Here is a 20,005-nt window from a genome sequence, read left to right on the forward strand (position 1 = left end):
GATGTTTTTTGGAAGTAAGCATATTTTAAGTTTAGTGTCGGGAAAGGTCCTGCATTAAAGGAAAAAAAATCAAAATTGAATAGGTGATGGCATGGCAAGCAATTTTATTATTGACGGTTATACAACTGCGCAAATTCCGAGCATAACCACTGCTCAGCTTGGCAATGTATCTACAAAACAGATCGCTGGATTGACAACAGCGCAGATCATGAACTTCACCACCCAGCAAATATCGGTCTTGCTTACAGACCAGGTTGCAGCTATTACTACAAACGATTTACGAGCACTAACCACTACACAAATTGCCGCACTCACAACTAATGATATTGCAAATGGACTGACAACGACTCAAATGCCATTTTTAACCACCGATCAATTGGCAGTTTTAAATACAGCTGATATACGAGCGCTTACTACTAAACAAATTGCCGCCTTGACCACTGATCAAGTAATTAATGGTCTAACCACAACACAAATTGCCGTGCTGACCAGTAATCAGGCGGCGGCACTGACTACCAACCAGTTAATTAACTTGAGTACTGACCAAGTGGCAGCGCTAAGCACATCAGACTTTCGTAATTTGACCACTGCGCAAATTGCAGCTTTGACTACCGATCAGATTGCCAACGGCTTGACCAGCACACAAATAGCAGTTTTGACCACCGCTCAAATCGCGGCCTTAACCACCAATGAAATTGCGAATGGCTTAACTACTGCTCAAATCGCGGCATTAACCAGTACTCAGATTGCGGCCCTAACCACCAGTCAATTACTGAGTCTGACTACAGATCAGGTAGCGGCGATTAGTACAACTGACCTACGCGCATTAAGTACCTCGCAAATTGCTGCGTTAACGACCAATGAAATTGCGAATGGTTTGACAACTACGCAAGTCGCAGCGCTCACCAGTAGTCAGGCGGCATCATTAACCACCAGTCAGTTGATCAAATTAACCACAGATCAGATAGCAGCCCTAAACACTACAGATATACGTAGTTTGACTACGGCTCAGATAGCTGCTTTGACTACCGATGAAATAGCGAGTGGCTTGACCACCGCGCAAATAGTCGCATTGACTACTACGCAAATTGCGGCTTTAACGACTAATCAAATTGCCAAAGGTTTATCCACCGCGCAAATCGGCGCGTTAACCAGTAATCAGTTAATCAGCCTAACCACCAGTCAGTTAGTTAATTTGACCACCGATCAATTATCCTCTTTGAGTACCTCCGATGTGCGTGCTTTGAGCACCGCGCAAATTGCGGCTTTAACTACTAATGAAGTGGCAAATGGTTTAACCACTTTGCAGATTACAGCATTGACCAGTAGTCAGGCAGCAGCCTTGACTACCAGCCAGTTAATCAATCTGAGTACTGATCAAGTGGCGGTACTAAATACGACTGATGTGCGCGCTCTCAGTACTGCCCAAATTGCAGCTTTGACTACTAATCAAATCGCTAATGGTTTAACGACTGCACAAATTGCCGTTTTGACTAGCGCGCAGATTGCTGCCTTAACCACCAATGAAATTGCCAATGGTTTAACCACCGCCCAAATTGCAGCGCTGACCAGTGCTCAGGTTCCTGCTTTAACGACTAATCAGTTAGTTTCACTGACCACAGATCAATTGGCTGCGTTAAGTACCTCAGACCTACGTGTATTAACGACTGCGCAAATTGCGGCGTTAACGACCAATGAAATTGCCAACGGTTTGACAACTACGCAAGTCGCAGCGCTCACCAGCAGTCAAGCGGCATCATTAACCACTAGTCAGTTAGTTAAATTGACTACGGATCAGGTTGCAGCATTAAATACCACAGATTTTCGTAATTTGACTACCGCGCAAATAGCCGCCTTAACTACTGATCAGGTGGCAAATGGTCTGACGACGGCACAAATAGCCGTTTTGACTACGACGCAAATTGCAGCTCTCACCACCAATCAAATTGCCAAAGGTTTATCAACTAGTCAAGTTGCGGCCTTAACCAGTAGTCAACTTATTGCATTGAATACTAGTCAATTAGTAAATCTAACTACCGATCAGTTATCATCATTGAGCACTACTGATGTACGTGCTTTAACCACTGCACAAATTGCAGCTTTGACCACTAATGAAGTGGCAAATGGACTAACCTCCTCACAAATTGCGGCTCTAACCAGCAGCCAAGCCTCGGCGTTGACAACTAGTCAGCTAATTAAATTGACTACCGATCAGGTGGCTGCTTTGAGCACGTCAGTACTGCGTGCTTTAACTACTGCGCAGTTTGCAGCGTTGACTACCGATGAAATAGCAAATGGCCTTACCAGTACACAAATTGCGGCCTTGACTACTACGCAAATTGCGGCTTTAACCACCAATGAAATTGCCAACGGTCTGTCAACAACTCAGATCGCCGCTTTAACCAGTATCCAGGTACCTGCCTTAACCACTAGCCAGTTGGTATCTCTAACTACAGATCAATTGGCTGTATTAAGTACCGGTGATCTGCGCGCTTTGAGTACGACTCAAATTGCCGCGTTAACGACTAATGAAATTGCTAACGGTTTAACAACAGCGCAAATTGCTGCACTCACTAGCAGTCAGGTTGCAGCATTGACTACCAGCCAGTTAGTTAAATTAACTACCGATCAAATAGCAGTATTAAATACCTCAGACATACGTAGTTTGACCACCGCACAAGTCGCTGCTTTGACAACAGATCAAGTGGCAAATGGTTTGACTACTGCTCAAATTCAGGTTTTGACAACAACGCAAATTGCCGCCTTAACCACCAATGAAATAGCCAATGGCTTGTCCACTGCACAAATTGCTGCGCTCACTAGTAGTCAACTTATCGCATTAAGTACTAGTCAGTTAGTAAGTCTGACTACCGATCAGCTATCATCGCTAAGCACCACCGATGTGCGCTCCTTGACGACTGCGCAAATTGCAGCATTGACCACCAATGAAGTAGCGAATGGTTTGACGACTGCGCAGATTGCCGCGCTGACCAGTAATCAGGCAGCGGCTTTGACCACCAGTCAGTTAGTCAAGTTGACTACCGATCAGATTGCTGCATTAAGTACTTCGGTAGTGCGCGCCTTAACCACTGCACAATTTGCAGCGTTGACGACCGATGAAATAACCAATGGTTTGACCACTGCGCAAATTGCGGCTTTGACCACCACGCAAATTGCGGCCTTAACCACCAACGAAATCGCCAATGGTCTTTCAACGGCACAAATCGCTGCCATTACCAGTGTACAGGTACCCGCCTTAACGACTAGTCAGTTAGTGGCTCTGACCACAGACCAATTGGCTGTGTTAAGTACCGGAGACCTACGTGCATTAACGACTACGCAAATTGCGGCCTTAACCACTAATGAAATTGCCAATGGTTTGACGACTGCACAAGTTGCAGCATTAACTAGCAGTCAGGCAGCGGCTTTGACGACTAGCCAATTAATTAAACTGACTACGGATCAGGTTGCCGCGTTGAGTACATCTGTGTTGCGTGCTTTAACTACTGCACAGTTCGCAGCGCTAACTACCAATGAAATTGCTAATGGCTTAACTTCAGCACAAATTGCGGCTTTAACCACCGCGCAAATTGCGGCTTTAACCACCAATGAAATTGCCAACGGTCTGTCAACAACTCAGATCGCCGCTTTAACCAGTATTCAGGTACCTGCCTTAACCACTAGTCAGTTGGTATCTCTAACTACAGATCAATTGGCTGTATTGAGTACCGGTGATCTGCGCGCTTTGAGTACGACTCAAATTGCCGCGTTAACGACTAATGAAATTGCTAACGGTTTAACAACAGCGCAAATTGCTGCACTCACTAGCAGTCAGGTTGCAGCATTGACTACCAGCCAGTTAGTTAAATTAACTACCGATCAAATAGCAGTATTAAATACCTCAGACATACGTAGTTTGACCACCGCACAAGTCGCTGCTTTGACAACAGATCAAGTGGCAAATGGTTTGACTACTGCTCAAATTCAGGTTTTGACAACAACGCAAATTGCCGCCTTAACCACCAATGAAATAGCCAATGGCTTGTCCACTGCACAAATTGCTGCGCTCACTAGTAGTCAACTTATCGCATTAAGTACTAGTCAGTTAGTAAGTCTAACTACTGATCAGCTATCATCGCTAAGCACCACAGATGTGCGCTCTTTGACGACTGCGCAAATTGCAGCATTGACCACCAATGAAGTAGCGAATGGTTTGACGACTGCGCAGATTGCCGCGCTGACCAGTAATCAGGCAGCGGCTTTGACCACCAGTCAGTTAGTCAAGTTGACTACCGATCAGATTGCTGCATTGAGTACTTCGGTTATACGCGCCTTAACCACTGCACAATTTGCAGCGTTGACGACCGATGAAATAACCAATGGTTTGACCACTGCGCAAATTGCAGCTTTGACCACCACGCAAATTGCCGCCTTAACCACCAACGAAATCGCCAATGGTTTATCAACCGCGCAAATAGCGGCGATTACCAGTGTGCAAGCACCTGCCTTAACCACCAGTCAGTTAATTACGCTGACTACAGATCAGATCGCGGTGCTGAGTAGCGGAGATTTACGCGCTTTAACCACCAACCAAATTGCCGCTTTAACGACCAACCAAATTGCCAACGGCTTGACCACCACGCAAATAGCCGCATTGACCAGCAATCAGGCCAGTGCCTTGACCACCAGTCAGTTAGTCAAATTGACTACCGATCAGGTTGCCGTATTGAGCACCGCTTTAATTCGTGCTTTAACCACAGCGCAATTCGCAGCCTTGACGACTGATGAGGTTGCCAATGGCCTAACTACGGCACAAATTGCCGCGTTAACGACAGCACAAATTGCCGCCTTAACCACCAACGAAATTGCTAATGGTCTGTCAACGGCACAAATCGCAGCCATTACCAGTGTACAGGTACCTGCTTTAACCACCAGTCAATTGGTGTCACTGACTACCGATCAAATAGCCGTACTGAGTACAGCAGACTTACGCGCTTTAAGTACTGCGCAAATTGCTGCCTTAACCACCAATGAAATTGCCAATGGTTTGACTACTGCACAAATTGCGGCATTGACCAGCAATCAGGTAGCTGCTTTGACGACCAGTCAGCTCATTGAACTGACGACCGATCAGGTTGCAGCATTGAGCACCTCGGTTGTTCGTGCGATGACCACCGCCCAAATTGCGGCTCTAACCACCGATGAAATAGGAAATGGCCTGACCAGTGCGCAAATTGCAGCCTTGACTACTACGCAAATTGCAGCCTTAACCACTAATGAAATTGCCAATGGCTTGTCAACTGCACAAATTGCAGCCATTACCAGCACACAGGTAGCGGCTTTAACCACCAGTCAATTGGTGTCACTGGCTACGGATCAAATAGCAGTGTTGAGTACAGCAGACTTACGCGCTTTAAGTACTGCGCAAATTGCCGCTTTGACCACCAACGAAATCGCCAACGGTTTGACTACCGCGCAAGTTGCGGCATTAACTAGCACTCAAGCAGCGGCTTTGACCACCAGTCAGTTAGTCAAGTTGACTACCGATCAGATTGCTGCATTGAGTACTTCGGTTATACGCGCCTTAACCACTGCACAATTTGCAGCGTTGACGACCGATGAAATAACCAATGGTTTGACCACTGCGCAAATTGCAGCTTTGACCACCACGCAAATTGCCGCCTTAACCACCAACGAAATCGCCAATGGTTTATCAACCGCGCAAATAGCGGCGATTACCAGTGTGCAAGCACCTGCCTTAACCACCAGTCAGTTAATTACGCTGACTACAGATCAGATCGCGGTGCTGAGTAGCGGAGACTTACGCGCTTTAACCACTAACCAAATTGCTGCTTTTACGACCAACCAAATTGCCAACGGTTTGACCACCACGCAAATAGCCGCATTGACCAGCAATCAGGCCAGTGCCTTGACCACCAGTCAGTTAGTCAAATTGACTACCGACCAGGTTGCCGTATTGAGCACCGCTTTAATTCGTGCTTTAACCACAGCGCAATTCGCAGCCTTGACGACTGATGAGGTTGCCAATGGCCTAACTACGGCACAAATTGCCGCGTTAACGACAGCACAAATTGCCGCCTTAACCACCAACGAAATTGCTAATGGTCTGTCAACGGCACAAATCGCAGCCATTACCAGTGTACAGGTACCTGCTTTAACCACCAGTCAATTGGTGTCACTGACTACCGATCAAATAGCCGTACTGAGTACAGCAGACTTACGCGCTTTAAGTACTGCGCAAATTGCTGCCTTAACCACCAATGAAATTGCCAATGGTTTGACTACTGCACAAATTGCGGCATTGACCAGCAATCAGGTAGCTGCTTTGACGACCAGTCAGCTCATTAAACTGACGACCGATCAGGTTGCAGCATTGAGCACCTCGGTTGTTCGTGCGATGACCACCGCCCAAATTGCGGCTCTAACCACCGATGAAATAGGAAATGGCCTGACCAGTGCGCAAATTGCAGCCTTGACTACTACGCAAATTGCAGCCTTAACCACTAATGAAATTGCCAATGGCTTGTCAACTGCACAAATTGCAGCCATTACCAGCACACAGGTAGCGGCTTTAACCACCAGTCAATTGGTGTCACTGACTACGGATCAAATAGCAGTGTTGAGTACAGCAGACTTACGCGCTTTAAGTACTGCGCAAATTGCCGCTTTGACCACCAACGAAATCGCCAACGGTTTGACTACCGCGCAAGTTGCGGCATTAACTAGCACTCAAGCAGCGGCTTTGACCACCAGTCAGTTAGTCAAGTTGACTACCGATCAGATTGCTGCATTGAGTACTTCGGTTGTGCGCGCTTTAACTACCGCCCAAATTGCGGCTCTAACAACCGATGAAATCGCCAATGGTCTTACTACGGCGCAAATTGCGGCATTGACTACTACGCAAATTGCAGCATTAACGACTAATGAAATCGCCAATGGATTGTCAACTGCGCAAATTGCAGCGATTACTAGCGTACAAGTGTCCGCTTTAACCACCAGTCAGTTGACTACTCTGACTACGGATCAGATAGCGGTGCTGAGTACGGGAGACTTACGGGCTTTAACGACTACGCAAATTGCAGCTCTGACCACCAATGAAATTGCCAATGGCTTAACGAGCTCACAATTTGCAGCACTGACAAGCAACCAGATAGCCGCTTTGACAACCAGTCAGTTAATAAAACTGACTACCGATCAGGTTGCGGCATTGAGTACTTCGGTGCTACGTGCTTTGACCACCGCGCAAATCGCTGCACTGACGACCAATGAAGTTGCGAATGGCCTAACTACGGCGCAAATTGCGGCCTTGACTACTACGCAAATTGCCGCCTTAACCACCAACGAAATTGCTAATGGATTGTCAACTGCACAAATCGCTGCCATTACCAGCGCACAAGTAGCTGCTTTAACCACCAGTCAATTGGTGTCACTGACTACCGATCAAATAGCAGTGTTGAGTACAGCAGACTTACGCGCTTTAAGTACTGCGCAAATTGCTGCCTTAACCACCAATGAAATCGCCAGTGGTTTGACTACGGCGCAAATTGCAGCGCTAACTAGCAGTCAGGCCAGCGCTCTTACCACCAGTCAGTTGATTAAACTAAGTACTGATCAGGTAGCATCATTAACGACTTCTTTACTACGTGCATTGACCACCGCTCAATTTGCGGCGCTAACAACTGATCAAATTGCAAATGGTTTGACCACCGCACAAATTGCGGCTTTAACCACAACTCAAATTGCGGCTTTAACCACTAATGAAATTGCCAACGGTTTATCAACTGCACAAATTGCAGCCATCACCAGTTCACAGGTACCGGGTTTAACCAGCAGTCAGTTGATGTCTCTTACTACAGACCAATTAGCTGGGCTGAGTACAGCAGACTTACGCGCTTTAAGTACTGCGCAAATTGCCGCGTTGACTACCAATCAAATTGCCAATGGTTTAACTACTGCACAAATTGCTGCACTCACCAGTAGTCAGGCAGCAGCCTTAACCACCAGTCAAGTAGCTAATTTGACTACGGATCAAATCATTGCGCTTACAACCACGGATGTGCATAGTCTGACTACAGCGCAAATTGCCGCTCTGACTACTAATGAAATAGCGAATGGTTTAACTTCGGCACAGATTGTCGCCTTAACTTCTACGCAAATTGCCGCTCTGACTACTAATGAAATAGCGAATGGTCTATCAACGACACAAATAGCTGCTTTAACAAGTATTCAAGTTCCTGCCTTAACGACAGCCCAGCTGATTAATTTGACCACTAACCAGTTGGCTGTTTTGAATACTCAAGCTCTAAGAGCATTAACAACCTCACAAATTCAGGCTTTAACCACCAATGAAATTGCTAACGGTCTAACCACGACACAAATAGCCGCGTTGACGACTACACAAATCGCTGCCTTGACTACTAGCCAATTGGCAAATTTGACTGCATTTACTGCAGATCAATTGATTGTAATGAGTACAGCTGAACTACGTGCACTGACTACAGCCCAAATTGCATCATTAACAACCAACGAAATTGCGAATGGTCTCAGTACTGCACAGATTGCAGCATTAACCACTACACAAATTGCCGCTTTGACGACTAATGAAATTGCAAATGGTCTAACTACAACTCAGATTGCTGCCTTAACTAGTAGTCAGCTAACCAGTTTGACGACTAATCAGTTAGTGAGCCTGAGTACTGATCAATTGTCATCGTTGAGCACAACCGCCTTGCGAGCATTGACTACTGCGCAAATTGCGGCCTTAACCACTAATGATGTGGCAAATGGCCTGACAACGATGCAGATTGCAGCTCTTACTAGCAACCAGGCAGCAGCCTTGACTACCAATCAGCTGATTAATCTTGGTACAGATCAGATTGCCTCATTGACTACCACAGATATACGTGCGCTCACAACTGCACAAATTGCAGCATTGACCACCGATGAAATAGCCAATGGTCTGACCACTGCGCAAATTCAAGCCTTGACCAGCACGCAAATCGCAGCCTTGACCACCAAAGAAATAGCCAATGGTCTGAGCACTGACCTGATAGCGGCACTGACTACATTACAAGTGGCTGCGCTGACCACCAGTCAATTGATCAGTTTGACCACCGATCAAATAGCGGCTGTTAGCACTGTTGATCTACGAGCATTAAGTACGGCGCAAATTGCGGCCTTAACCACCAATCAAGTGGCCAATGGTTTAACAACCACGCAAATAGCCGCGTTGACCAGCAGTCAGGCCAGTGCTTTGACCACCAGTCAGTTAGTGAATCTGACCACTGATCAGATCGCAGTGTTGACGACTGCCGATGTTCGCGCTCTGACAACAGCGCAAGTAGCCGCTTTGAGTACTAATGAAATTGCGAATGGCTTTACTACTGCGCAAATTGCCGCTTTAAGTACAGCACAAATAGCTGCTTTAAGTACTAATGATGTGGCTAATGGGCTAACTACCGCGCAGATTGCTGCATTGACCACCAATCAGCTCACCAGTTTAACTACCAGTCAGTTAGTCAGCTTGAGTACTGATCAGTTGTCATCCTTAAGTACTGCCGATGTACGCGCCCTAACCACGTTGCAACTCGCTGCGTTGACCACCAATAAAGTAGCAAATGGCCTAACTACAACACAAATTGCTGCATTAACCAGTAATCAGGTCGTAGCTTTGACTACCAGTCAAGTGGTAAACCTCACCACAGATCAGTTAGCAGCATTAAGTACGCTTGATATAAGAGCTCTTACTACCGCACAAGTGGCGAGTTTGAGTAGTTCTGAAATTGCTAATGGTCTGACCACTGCGCAAATACAAGCGTTGACCAGTACGCAAATCGCGGCTTTGACCACAAATGAAGTGGCGAATGGACTGACTACTGCGCAAATTGCTGCTCTGACTACCAATCAGCTGACTAGCTTGACAACCAGCCAGTTAGTGAGCTTGACTACAGATCAGCTTTCATCATTGAGTACTAATGATGTTCGTGCTTTGACTACTGCTCAGATTGCTGCCTTAACTACTAATGAAATAGCGAATGGTTTGACAACAGCACAAATTGCTGCTTTGACAAGCATACAATTAGCCGCTTTGACAACCAGCCAATTAATTAACTTAAGTACAGATCAGGTTGCTGCTCTCAGTACTGCCAATGTTCGTGGGCTAAATACTTTGCAAATAGCGGCGCTGACGACGGATGAAATTTCTAATGGTCTAACCACTGCGCAAATACAAGCGTTGACCAGCACGCAAATCGCAGCCTTGACCACCAAAGAAATCGCCAATGGCCTGAGTACTGACCTGATAGCGGCGCTAACCACTTTACAAGTGGCTGCGCTGACCACCAGTCAGCTGATCAGTCTGACCACCGATCAAATAGCGGCTGTTAGCACTGCTGATCTGCACGCATTAAGTACGGCGCAAATTGCGGCCTTAACCACCAATCAAGTGGCTAATGGTTTAACAACCACGCAAATAGCGGCGTTGACCAGCAGTCAGGCCAGTGCTTTGACCACCAGTCAGTTAGTGAATCTGACCACAGATCAGATCGCAGTATTGACGACTGCCGATGTACGCGCACTGACCACGGCACAAATCGCGGCGCTGACCACCGACGAAATTGCCAATGGTCTGACCACTGCGCAAATACAAGCACTGAGCACGACGCAAATAGCGGCCTTAACCACTAAAGAAATTGCCAATGGTCTGAGTACAGCGCAAATAGCGGCATTGACCACCAATCAGCTCACCAGTTTGACGACCAGTCAGTTAGTCAGCTTGAGTACGGATCAGTTGTCATCCTTAAGTACTGCCGATGTACGCGCCCTCACCACGCTGCAACTCGCTGCATTGACCACCAATCAAGTGACGAATGGCCTGAGCACCGACCAAATTGCCGCACTGAACAGTGCGCAAGTGGTTGCGCTGACCACCAGTCAGTTGGTTAACTTGAGTACCGATCAAATCGCTGCATTGAGCACGGCGGATGTCAGAGCGTTGACCACGGCGCAAATAGCTACACTGACCACCAATGAAATTGCTAATGGCCTAACCACTGCGCAAATACAAGCGTTGACCAGTACGCAAATCGCGGCATTGACCACCAAAGAAATAGCCAATGGTCTGACCACCGATCTGATAGCGGCACTGACCACGGTACAAGTACCTGCGCTGACCACCAGCCAGTTGATCAGTCTGACCACCGATCAAGTCGCGGTGTTGAGTACTGCGGATGTACGTAATTTGACCACGGCGCAAATAGCCGCCTTGACCACCAATCAAGTGGCGAATGGCTTAACCACCGATCAAATTGCAGTACTGACCAGCAGTCAGGTAGCGGCATTGACGACCAGCCAGTTGGTGAACCTGACGACTGATCAGATTGCGGCGTTGAATACCGCGGATGTACGAGCGCTGACCACCGCGCAAATAGCGGCGCTGACGACGGATGAAATTTCTAATGGTCTAACCACTGCGCAAATACAAGTCTTGACTAGCACGCAAATCGCAGCCTTGACCACCAAAGAAATCGCCAATGGCCTGAGTACTGACCTGATAGCGGCGCTAACCACTTTACAAGTGGCTGCGCTGACCACCAGTCAGCTGATCAGTCTGACCACCGATCAAATAGCGGCTGTTAGCACTGCTGATCTGCACGCATTAAGTACGGCGCAAATTGCGGCCTTAACCACCAATCAAGTGGCTAATGGTTTAACAACCACGCAAATAGCGGCGTTGACCAGCAGTCAGGCCAGTGCTTTGACCACCAGTCAGTTAGTGAATCTGACCACAGATCAGATCGCAGTATTGACGACTGCCGATGTACGCGCACTGACCACGGCACAAATCGCGGCGCTGACCACCGACGAAATTGCCAATGGTCTGACCACTGCGCAAATACAAGCACTGAGCACGACGCAAATAGCGGCCTTAACCACTAAAGAAATTGCCAATGGTCTGAGTACAGCGCAAATAGCGGCATTGACCACCAATCAGCTCACCAGTTTGACGACCAGTCAGTTAGTCAGCTTGAGTACGGATCAGTTGTCATCCTTAAGTACTGCCGATGTACGCGCCCTCACCACGCTGCAACTCGCTGCATTGACCACCAATCAAGTGACGAATGGCCTGAGCACCGACCAAATTGCCGCACTGAACAGTGCGCAAGTGGTTGCGCTGACCACCAGTCAGTTGGTTAACTTGAGTACCGATCAAATCGCTGCATTGAGCACGGCGGATGTCAGAGCGTTGACCACGGCGCAAATAGCTACACTGACCACCAATGAAATTGCTAATGGCCTAACCACTGCGCAAATACAAGCGTTGACCAGTACGCAAATCGCGGCATTGACCACCAAAGAAATAGCCAATGGTCTGACCACCGATCTGATAGCGGCACTGACCACGGTACAAGTACCTGCGCTGACCACCAGCCAGTTGATCAGTCTGACCACCGATCAAGTCGCGGTGTTGAGTACTGCGGATGTACGTAATTTGACCACGGCGCAAATAGCCGCCTTGACCACCAATCAAGTGGCGAATGGCTTAACCACCGATCAAATTGCAGTACTGACCAGCAGTCAGGTAGCGGCATTGACGACCAGCCAGTTGGTGAACCTGACGACTGATCAGATTGCGGCGTTGAATACCGCGGATGTACGAGCGCTGACCACCGCGCAAATAGCGGCGCTGACGACGGATGAAATTTCTAATGGTCTAACCACTGCGCAAATACAAGTCTTGACTAGCACGCAAATCGCAGCCTTGACCACCAAAGAAATCGCCAATGGCCTGAGTACTGACCTGATAGCGGCGCTAACCACTTTACAAGTGGCTGCGCTGACCACCAGTCAGCTGATCAGTCTGACCACCGATCAAATAGCGGCTGTTAGCACTGCTGATCTGCACGCATTAAGTACGGCGCAAATTGCGGCCTTAACCACCAATCAAGTGGCTAATGGTTTAACAACCACGCAAATAGCGGCGTTGACCAGCAGTCAGGCCAGTGCTTTGACCACCAGTCAGTTAGTGAATCTGACCACAGATCAGATCGCAGTATTGACGACTGCCGATGTACGCGCACTGACCACGGCACAAATCGCGGCGCTGACCACCGACGAAATTGCCAATGGTCTGACCACTGCGCAAATACAAGCACTGAGCACGACGCAAATAGCGGCCTTAACCACTAAAGAAATTGCCAATGGTCTGAGTACAGCGCAAATAGCGGCATTGACCACCAATCAGCTCACCAGTTTGACGACCAGTCAGTTAGTCAGCTTGAGTACGGATCAGTTGTCATCCTTAAGTACTGCCGATGTACGCGCCCTCACCACGCTGCAACTCGCTGCATTGACCACCAATCAAGTGACGAATGGCCTGAGCACCGACCAAATTGCCGCACTGAACAGTGCGCAAGTGGTTGCGCTGACCACCAGTCAGTTGGTTAACTTGAGTACCGATCAAATCGCTGCATTGAGCACGGCGGATGTCAGAGCGTTGACCACGGCGCAAATAGCTACACTGACCACCAATGAAATTGCTAATGGCCTAACCACTGCGCAAATACAAGCGTTGACCAGTACGCAAATCGCGGCATTGACCACCAAAGAAATAGCCAATGGTCTGACCACCGATCTGATAGCGGCACTGACCACGGTACAAGTACCTGCGCTGACCACCAGCCAGTTGATCAGTCTGACCACCGATCAAGTCGCGGTGTTGAGTACTGCGGATGTACGTAATTTGACCACGGCGCAAATAGCCGCCTTGACCACCAATCAAGTGGCGAATGGCTTAACCACCGATCAAATTGCAGTACTGACCAGCAGTCAGGTAGCGGCATTGACGACCAGCCAGTTGGTGAACCTGACGACTGATCAGATTGCGGCGTTGAATACCGCGGATGTACGAGCGCTGACCACCGCGCAAATAGCGGCGCTGACGACGGATGAAATTTCTAATGGTCTAACCACTGCGCAAATACAAGTCTTGACTAGCACGCAAATCGCAGCCTTGACCACCAAAGAAATCGCCAATGGCCTGAGTACTGACCTGATAGCGGCGCTAACCACTTTACAAGTGGCTGCGCTGACCACCAGTCAGCTGATCAGTCTGACCACCGATCAAATAGCGGCTGTTAGCACTGCTGATCTGCACGCATTAAGTACGGCGCAAATTGCGGCCTTAACCACCAATCAAGTGGCTAATGGTTTAACAACCACGCAAATAGCGGCGTTGACCAGCAGTCAGGCCAGTGCTTTGACCACCAGTCAGTTAGTGAATCTGACCACAGATCAGATCGCAGTATTGACGACTGCCGATGTACGCGCACTGACCACGGCACAAATCGCGGCGCTGACCACCGACGAAATTGCCAATGGTCTGACCACTGCGCAAATACAAGCACTGAGCACGACGCAAATAGCGGCCTTAACCACTAAAGAAATTGCCAATGGTCTGAGTACAGCGCAAATAGCGGCATTGACCACCAATCAGCTCACCAGTTTGACGACCAGTCAGTTAGTCAGCTTGAGTACGGATCAGTTGTCATCCTTAAGTACTGCCGATGTACGCGCCCTCACCACGCTGCAACTCGCTGCATTGACCACCAATCAAGTGACGAATGGCCTGAGCACCGACCAAATTGCCGCACTGAACAGTGCGCAAGTGGTTGCGCTGACCACCAGTCAGTTGGTTAACTTGAGTACCGATCAAATCGCTGCATTGAGCACGGCGGATGTCAGAGCGTTGACCACGGCGCAAATAGCTACACTGACCACCAATGAAATTGCTAATGGCCTAACCACTGCGCAAATACAAGCGTTGACCAGTACGCAAATCGCGGCATTGACCACCAAAGAAATAGCCAATGGTCTGACCACCGATCTGATAGCGGCACTGACCACGGTACAAGTACCTGCGCTGACCACCAGCCAGTTGATCAGTCTGACCACCGATCAAGTCGCGGTGTTGAGTACTGCGGATGTACGTAATTTGACCACGGCGCAAATAGCCGCCTTGACCACCAATCAAGTGGCGAATGGCTTAACCACCGATCAAATTGCAGTACTGACCAGCAGTCAGGTAGCGGCATTGACGACCAGCCAGTTGGTGAACCTGACGACTGATCAGATTGCGGCGTTGAATACCGCGGATGTACGAGCGCTGACCACCGCGCAAATAGCGGCGCTGACGACGGATGAAATTTCTAATGGTCTAACCACTGCGCAAATACAAGTCTTGACTAGCACGCAAATCGCAGCCTTGACCACCAAAGAAATCGCCAATGGCCTGAGTACTGACCTGATAGCGGCGCTAACCACTTTACAAGTGGCTGCGCTGACCACCAGTCAGCTGATCAGTCTGACCACCGATCAAATAGCGGCTGTTAGCACTGCTGATCTGCACGCATTAAGTACGGCGCAAATTGCGGCCTTAACCACCAATCAAGTGGCTAATGGTTTAACAACCACGCAAATAGCGGCGTTGACCAGCAGTCAGGCCAGTGCTTTGACCACCAGTCAGTTAGTGAATCTGACCACAGATCAGATCGCAGTATTGACGACTGCCGATGTACGCGCACTGACCACGGCACAAATCGCGGCGCTGACCACCGACGAAATCGCCAATGGTCTGACCACTGCGCAAATACAAGCACTGAGCACGACGCAAATAGCGGCCTTAACCACTAAAGAAATTGCCAATGGTCTGAGTACAGCGCAAATAGCGGCATTGACCACCAATCAGCTCACCAGTTTGACGACCAGTCAGTTAGTCAGCTTGAGTACGGATCAGTTGTCATCCTTAAGTACTGCCGATGTACGCGCCCTCACCACGCTGCAACTCGCTGCATTGACCACCAATCAAGTGACGAATGGCCTGAGCACCGACCAAATTGCCGCACTGAACAGTGCGCAAGTGGTTGCGCTGACCACCAGTCAGTTGGTTAACTTGAGTACCGATCAAATCGCTGCATTGAGCACGGCGGATGTCAGAGCGTTGACCACGGCGCAAATAGCTACACTGACCACCAATGAAATTGCTAATGGCCTAACCACTGCGCAAATACAAGCGTTGACCAGTACGCAAATCGCGGCATTGACCACCAAAGAAATAGCCAATGGTCTGACCACCGATCTGATAGCGGCACTGACCACGGTACAAGTACCTGCGCTGACCACCAGCCAGTTGATCAGTCTGACCACCGATCAAGTCGCGGTGTTGAGTACTGCGGATGTACGTAATTTGACCACGGCGCAAATAGCCGCCTTGACCACCAATCAAGTGGCGAATGGCTTAACCACCGATCAAATTGCAGTACTGACCAGCAGTCAGGTAGCGGCATTGACGACCAGCCAGTTGGTGAACCTGACGACTGATCAGATTGCGGCGTTGAATACCGCGGATGTACGAGCGCTGACCACCGCGCAAATAGCGGCGCTGACGACGGATGAAATTTCTAATGGTCTAACCACTGCGCAAATACAAGTCTTGACTAGCACGCAAATCGCAGCCTTGACCACCAAAGAAATCGCCAATGGCCTGAGTACTGACCTGATAGCGGCGCTAACCACTTTACAAGTGGCTGCGCTGACCACCAGTCAGCTGATCAGTCTGACCACCGATCAAATAGCGGCTGTTAGCACTGCTGATCTGCACGCATTAAGTACGGCGCAAATTGCGGCCTTAACCACCAATCAAGTGGCTAATGGTTTAACAACCACGCAAATAGCGGCGTTGACCAGCAGTCAGGCCAGTGCTTTGACCACCAGTCAGTTAGTGAATCTGACCACAGATCAGATCGCAGTATTGACGACTGCCGATGTACGCGCACTGACCACGGCACAAATCGCGGCGCTGACCACCGACGAAATTGCCAATGGTCTGACCACTGCGCAAATACAAGCACTGAGCACGACGCAAATAGCGGCCTTAACCACTAAAGAAATTGCCAATGGTCTGAGTACAGCGCAAATAGCGGCATTGACCACCAATCAGCTCACCAGTTTGACGACCAGTCAGTTAGTCAGCTTGAGTACGGATCAGTTGTCATCCTTAAGTACTGCCGATGTACGCGCCCTCACCACGCTGCAACTCGCTGCATTGACCACCAATCAAGTGACGAATGGCCTGAGCACCGACCAAATTGCCGCACTGAACAGTGCGCAAGTGGTTGCGCTGACCACCAGTCAGTTGGTTAACTTGAGTACCGATCAAATCGCTGCATTGAGCACGGCGGATGTCAGAGCGTTGACCACGGCGCAAATAGCTACACTGACCACCAATGAAATTGCTAATGGCCTAACCACTGCGCAAATACAAGCGTTGACCAGTACGCAAATCGCGGCATTGACCACCAAAGAAATAGCCAATGGTCTGACCACCGATCTGATAGCGGCACTGACCACGGTACAAGTACCTGCGCTGACCACCAGCCAGTTGATCAGTCTGACCACCGATCAAGTCGCGGTGTTGAGTACTGCGGATGTACGTAATTTGACCACGGCGCAAATAGCCGCCTTGACCACCAATCAAGTGGCGAATGGCTTAACCACCGATCAAATTGCAGTACTGACCAGCAGTCAGGTAGCGGCATTGACGACCAGCCAGTTGGTGAACCTGACGACTGATCAGATTGCGGCGTTGAATACCGCGGATGTACGAGCGCTGACCACCGCGCAAATAGCGGCGCTGACGACGGATGAAATTTCTAATGGTCTAACCACTGCGCAAATACAAGTCTTGACTAGCACGCAAATCGCAGCCTTGACCACCAAAGAAATCGCCAATGGCCTGAGTACTGACCTGATAGCGGCGCTAACCACTTTACAAGTGGCTGCGCTGACCACCAGTCAGCTGATCAGTCTGACCACCGATCAAATAGCGGCTGTTAGCACTGCTGATCTGCACGCATTAAGTACGGCGCAAATTGCGGCCTTAACCACCAATCAAGTGGCTAATGGTTTAACAACCACGCAAATAGCGGCGTTGACCAGCAGTCAGGCCAGTGCTTTGACCACCAGTCAGTTAGTGAATCTGACCACAGATCAGATCGCAGTATTGACGACTGCCGATGTACGCGCACTGACCACGGCACAAATCGCGGCGCTGACCACCGACGAAATTGCTAATGGTCTGACCACTGCGCAAATACAAGCACTGAGCACGACGCAAATAGCGGCTTTGACGACCAATGAAGTGACAAATGGTCTGACCACTACACAGATAGCAATATTGACTACCAATCAGGCTCAAGCCTTGACTACTAGTCAGTTAGTGAAACTGAGCACGGATCAACTGAGCGCATTGAGTACGGCTGATATTAGGTCGTTGACTACAGCACAAGTTGTAGCTTTAAGTACTAATGAAGTCGCGAATGGCCTGACCACTGTACAAATTGCCTCTCTGAACACTGCACAAGTTGCGTCACTGACTACAGCACAAGTTTCTGTACTGAGCACTGACCAAATTGACGCTTTGACTACTAGTCAGTTTATAGCCATAACGACAAGTCAGATAGCGGCATTGACATCGACTGAGGTTTCAGCATTGACAACGACTGAAATTTCCGTACTGACAAGTTCGCAATATCAAACTTTAACCACTACTCAAACTCAATCTTGGACATCCTCTCAAATAGGTGCGATTCCAGCGACTGATCCGATAGTGCTGGATTTGGCTGGTAATGGCATCAATACGCAAAGTATTAGTTCGGGTGTCAAGTTTGATATAAACAATTCTGGACAAGCGACCAATACAGGCTGGGTTGGAGCAGGCAGCGGATTACTTGTATGGGATCCTACTGATACGGCTATCACTAACGGTAGCCAATTGTTTGGTAATAAAACAGTGTTACCTAATGGACAAACGGCTACAGATGGTTTTGCCGCACTCGCTGCGCTGGATGCTAATCACGACGGTGTCATTACCAATCAGGATACGGGTTTCTCCGGTCTGAAGGTATTGACTAGCGATGGACAGTTACATTCCTTAACATCACTAGGTATAGCCAGTCTAAATCTTGATTCAACAGCTGTTTCAGAGATGAATAACGGTAACTGGATTACGATGGTAGCGTCTTATACGACCGTGACAGGCAAAACCTTTAAAATGGGTGATGTTTCCTTGGTGAACTATGCAAATCAATCAATCTCAAGTTTGACAACTAGTCAAATTGCGAGTTTGAGTACGGAGCAGATAAGAGCCTTAACAACTGCTGACATTGTCAGTTTGACAACAGCACAAGTAACAGCGCTTAATACTGCGCAGTTTGCAAGCCTGACTACGACAGATATTCGCAGTTTGACTACTACGCAAATTGCTGCATTGACTACCAATGAAATAGCTAATGGTCTAACTTCAACGCAAGTAGCTGTCTTAACGACCAGTCAGGTTGCGGCACTAAGTACCAATCAAGTGAGTGTGTTAGGATCAGCACAGGCAGTTGCATTAGTACCGACTGAGATAGCCGCATTAACCAGTAAAGGCGGTAGTGGTCAAGCTCTCACGACGCAAGTTAAGGAGTTAGTGCAAGTGATGACTGCCTTTGTTAAGGAAGAATCAGCTGGATCAGGCACATCGAGTCCGAATCGACTGCCTAATGAAAGCGGATCACTGGCAGTTTCACCGGTATCAGCGAGCTTAGGTGATTTAGTGAATACCCTGAAGATGTTCGATGCTAATGGTAATGCAATTGCTAACGCAGGCGTTCTTAACCAAGGGGTTGTAACGACGACCACACTCACCTTACCAGGTATGCATGGTCATAATGATCTGAGTATTTTGACTACTGGCGGTAAATCTTAATAGGATAACTCATGGCAAGGCCGCATTGGCTTTGCCATGAGTATAAACTTGCGATATTTAAAATAGATTTTTTAACGAAAGCTTACTTGTTTTAGTTAGCTAGTTTTTACTTCGCGTTAGTTGATGTCAGTTTTTTAAAAACTGAGCGAGTCGTGATGATTGTTTTAGTAAAGAAATCCG

1 protein-coding gene is annotated in these 20,005 nt (G+C 48.5%); it reads left to right on the forward strand.

What is annotated here, in order from left to right; translation table 11 throughout:
• Positions 1-91 precede the first annotated feature (91 nt).
• A complete protein-coding gene (locus tag ABH008_RS04880) occupies positions 92-19,825 on the forward strand; it encodes a hypothetical protein (protein ID WP_347988730.1) in 19,734 nt (6,577 codons plus the stop codon).
• Positions 19,826-20,005 lie beyond the last annotated feature (180 nt).

This window comes from Methylomonas sp. AM2-LC, from assembly GCF_039904985.1.
Lineage (GTDB): Bacteria > Pseudomonadota > Gammaproteobacteria > Methylococcales > Methylomonadaceae > Methylomonas.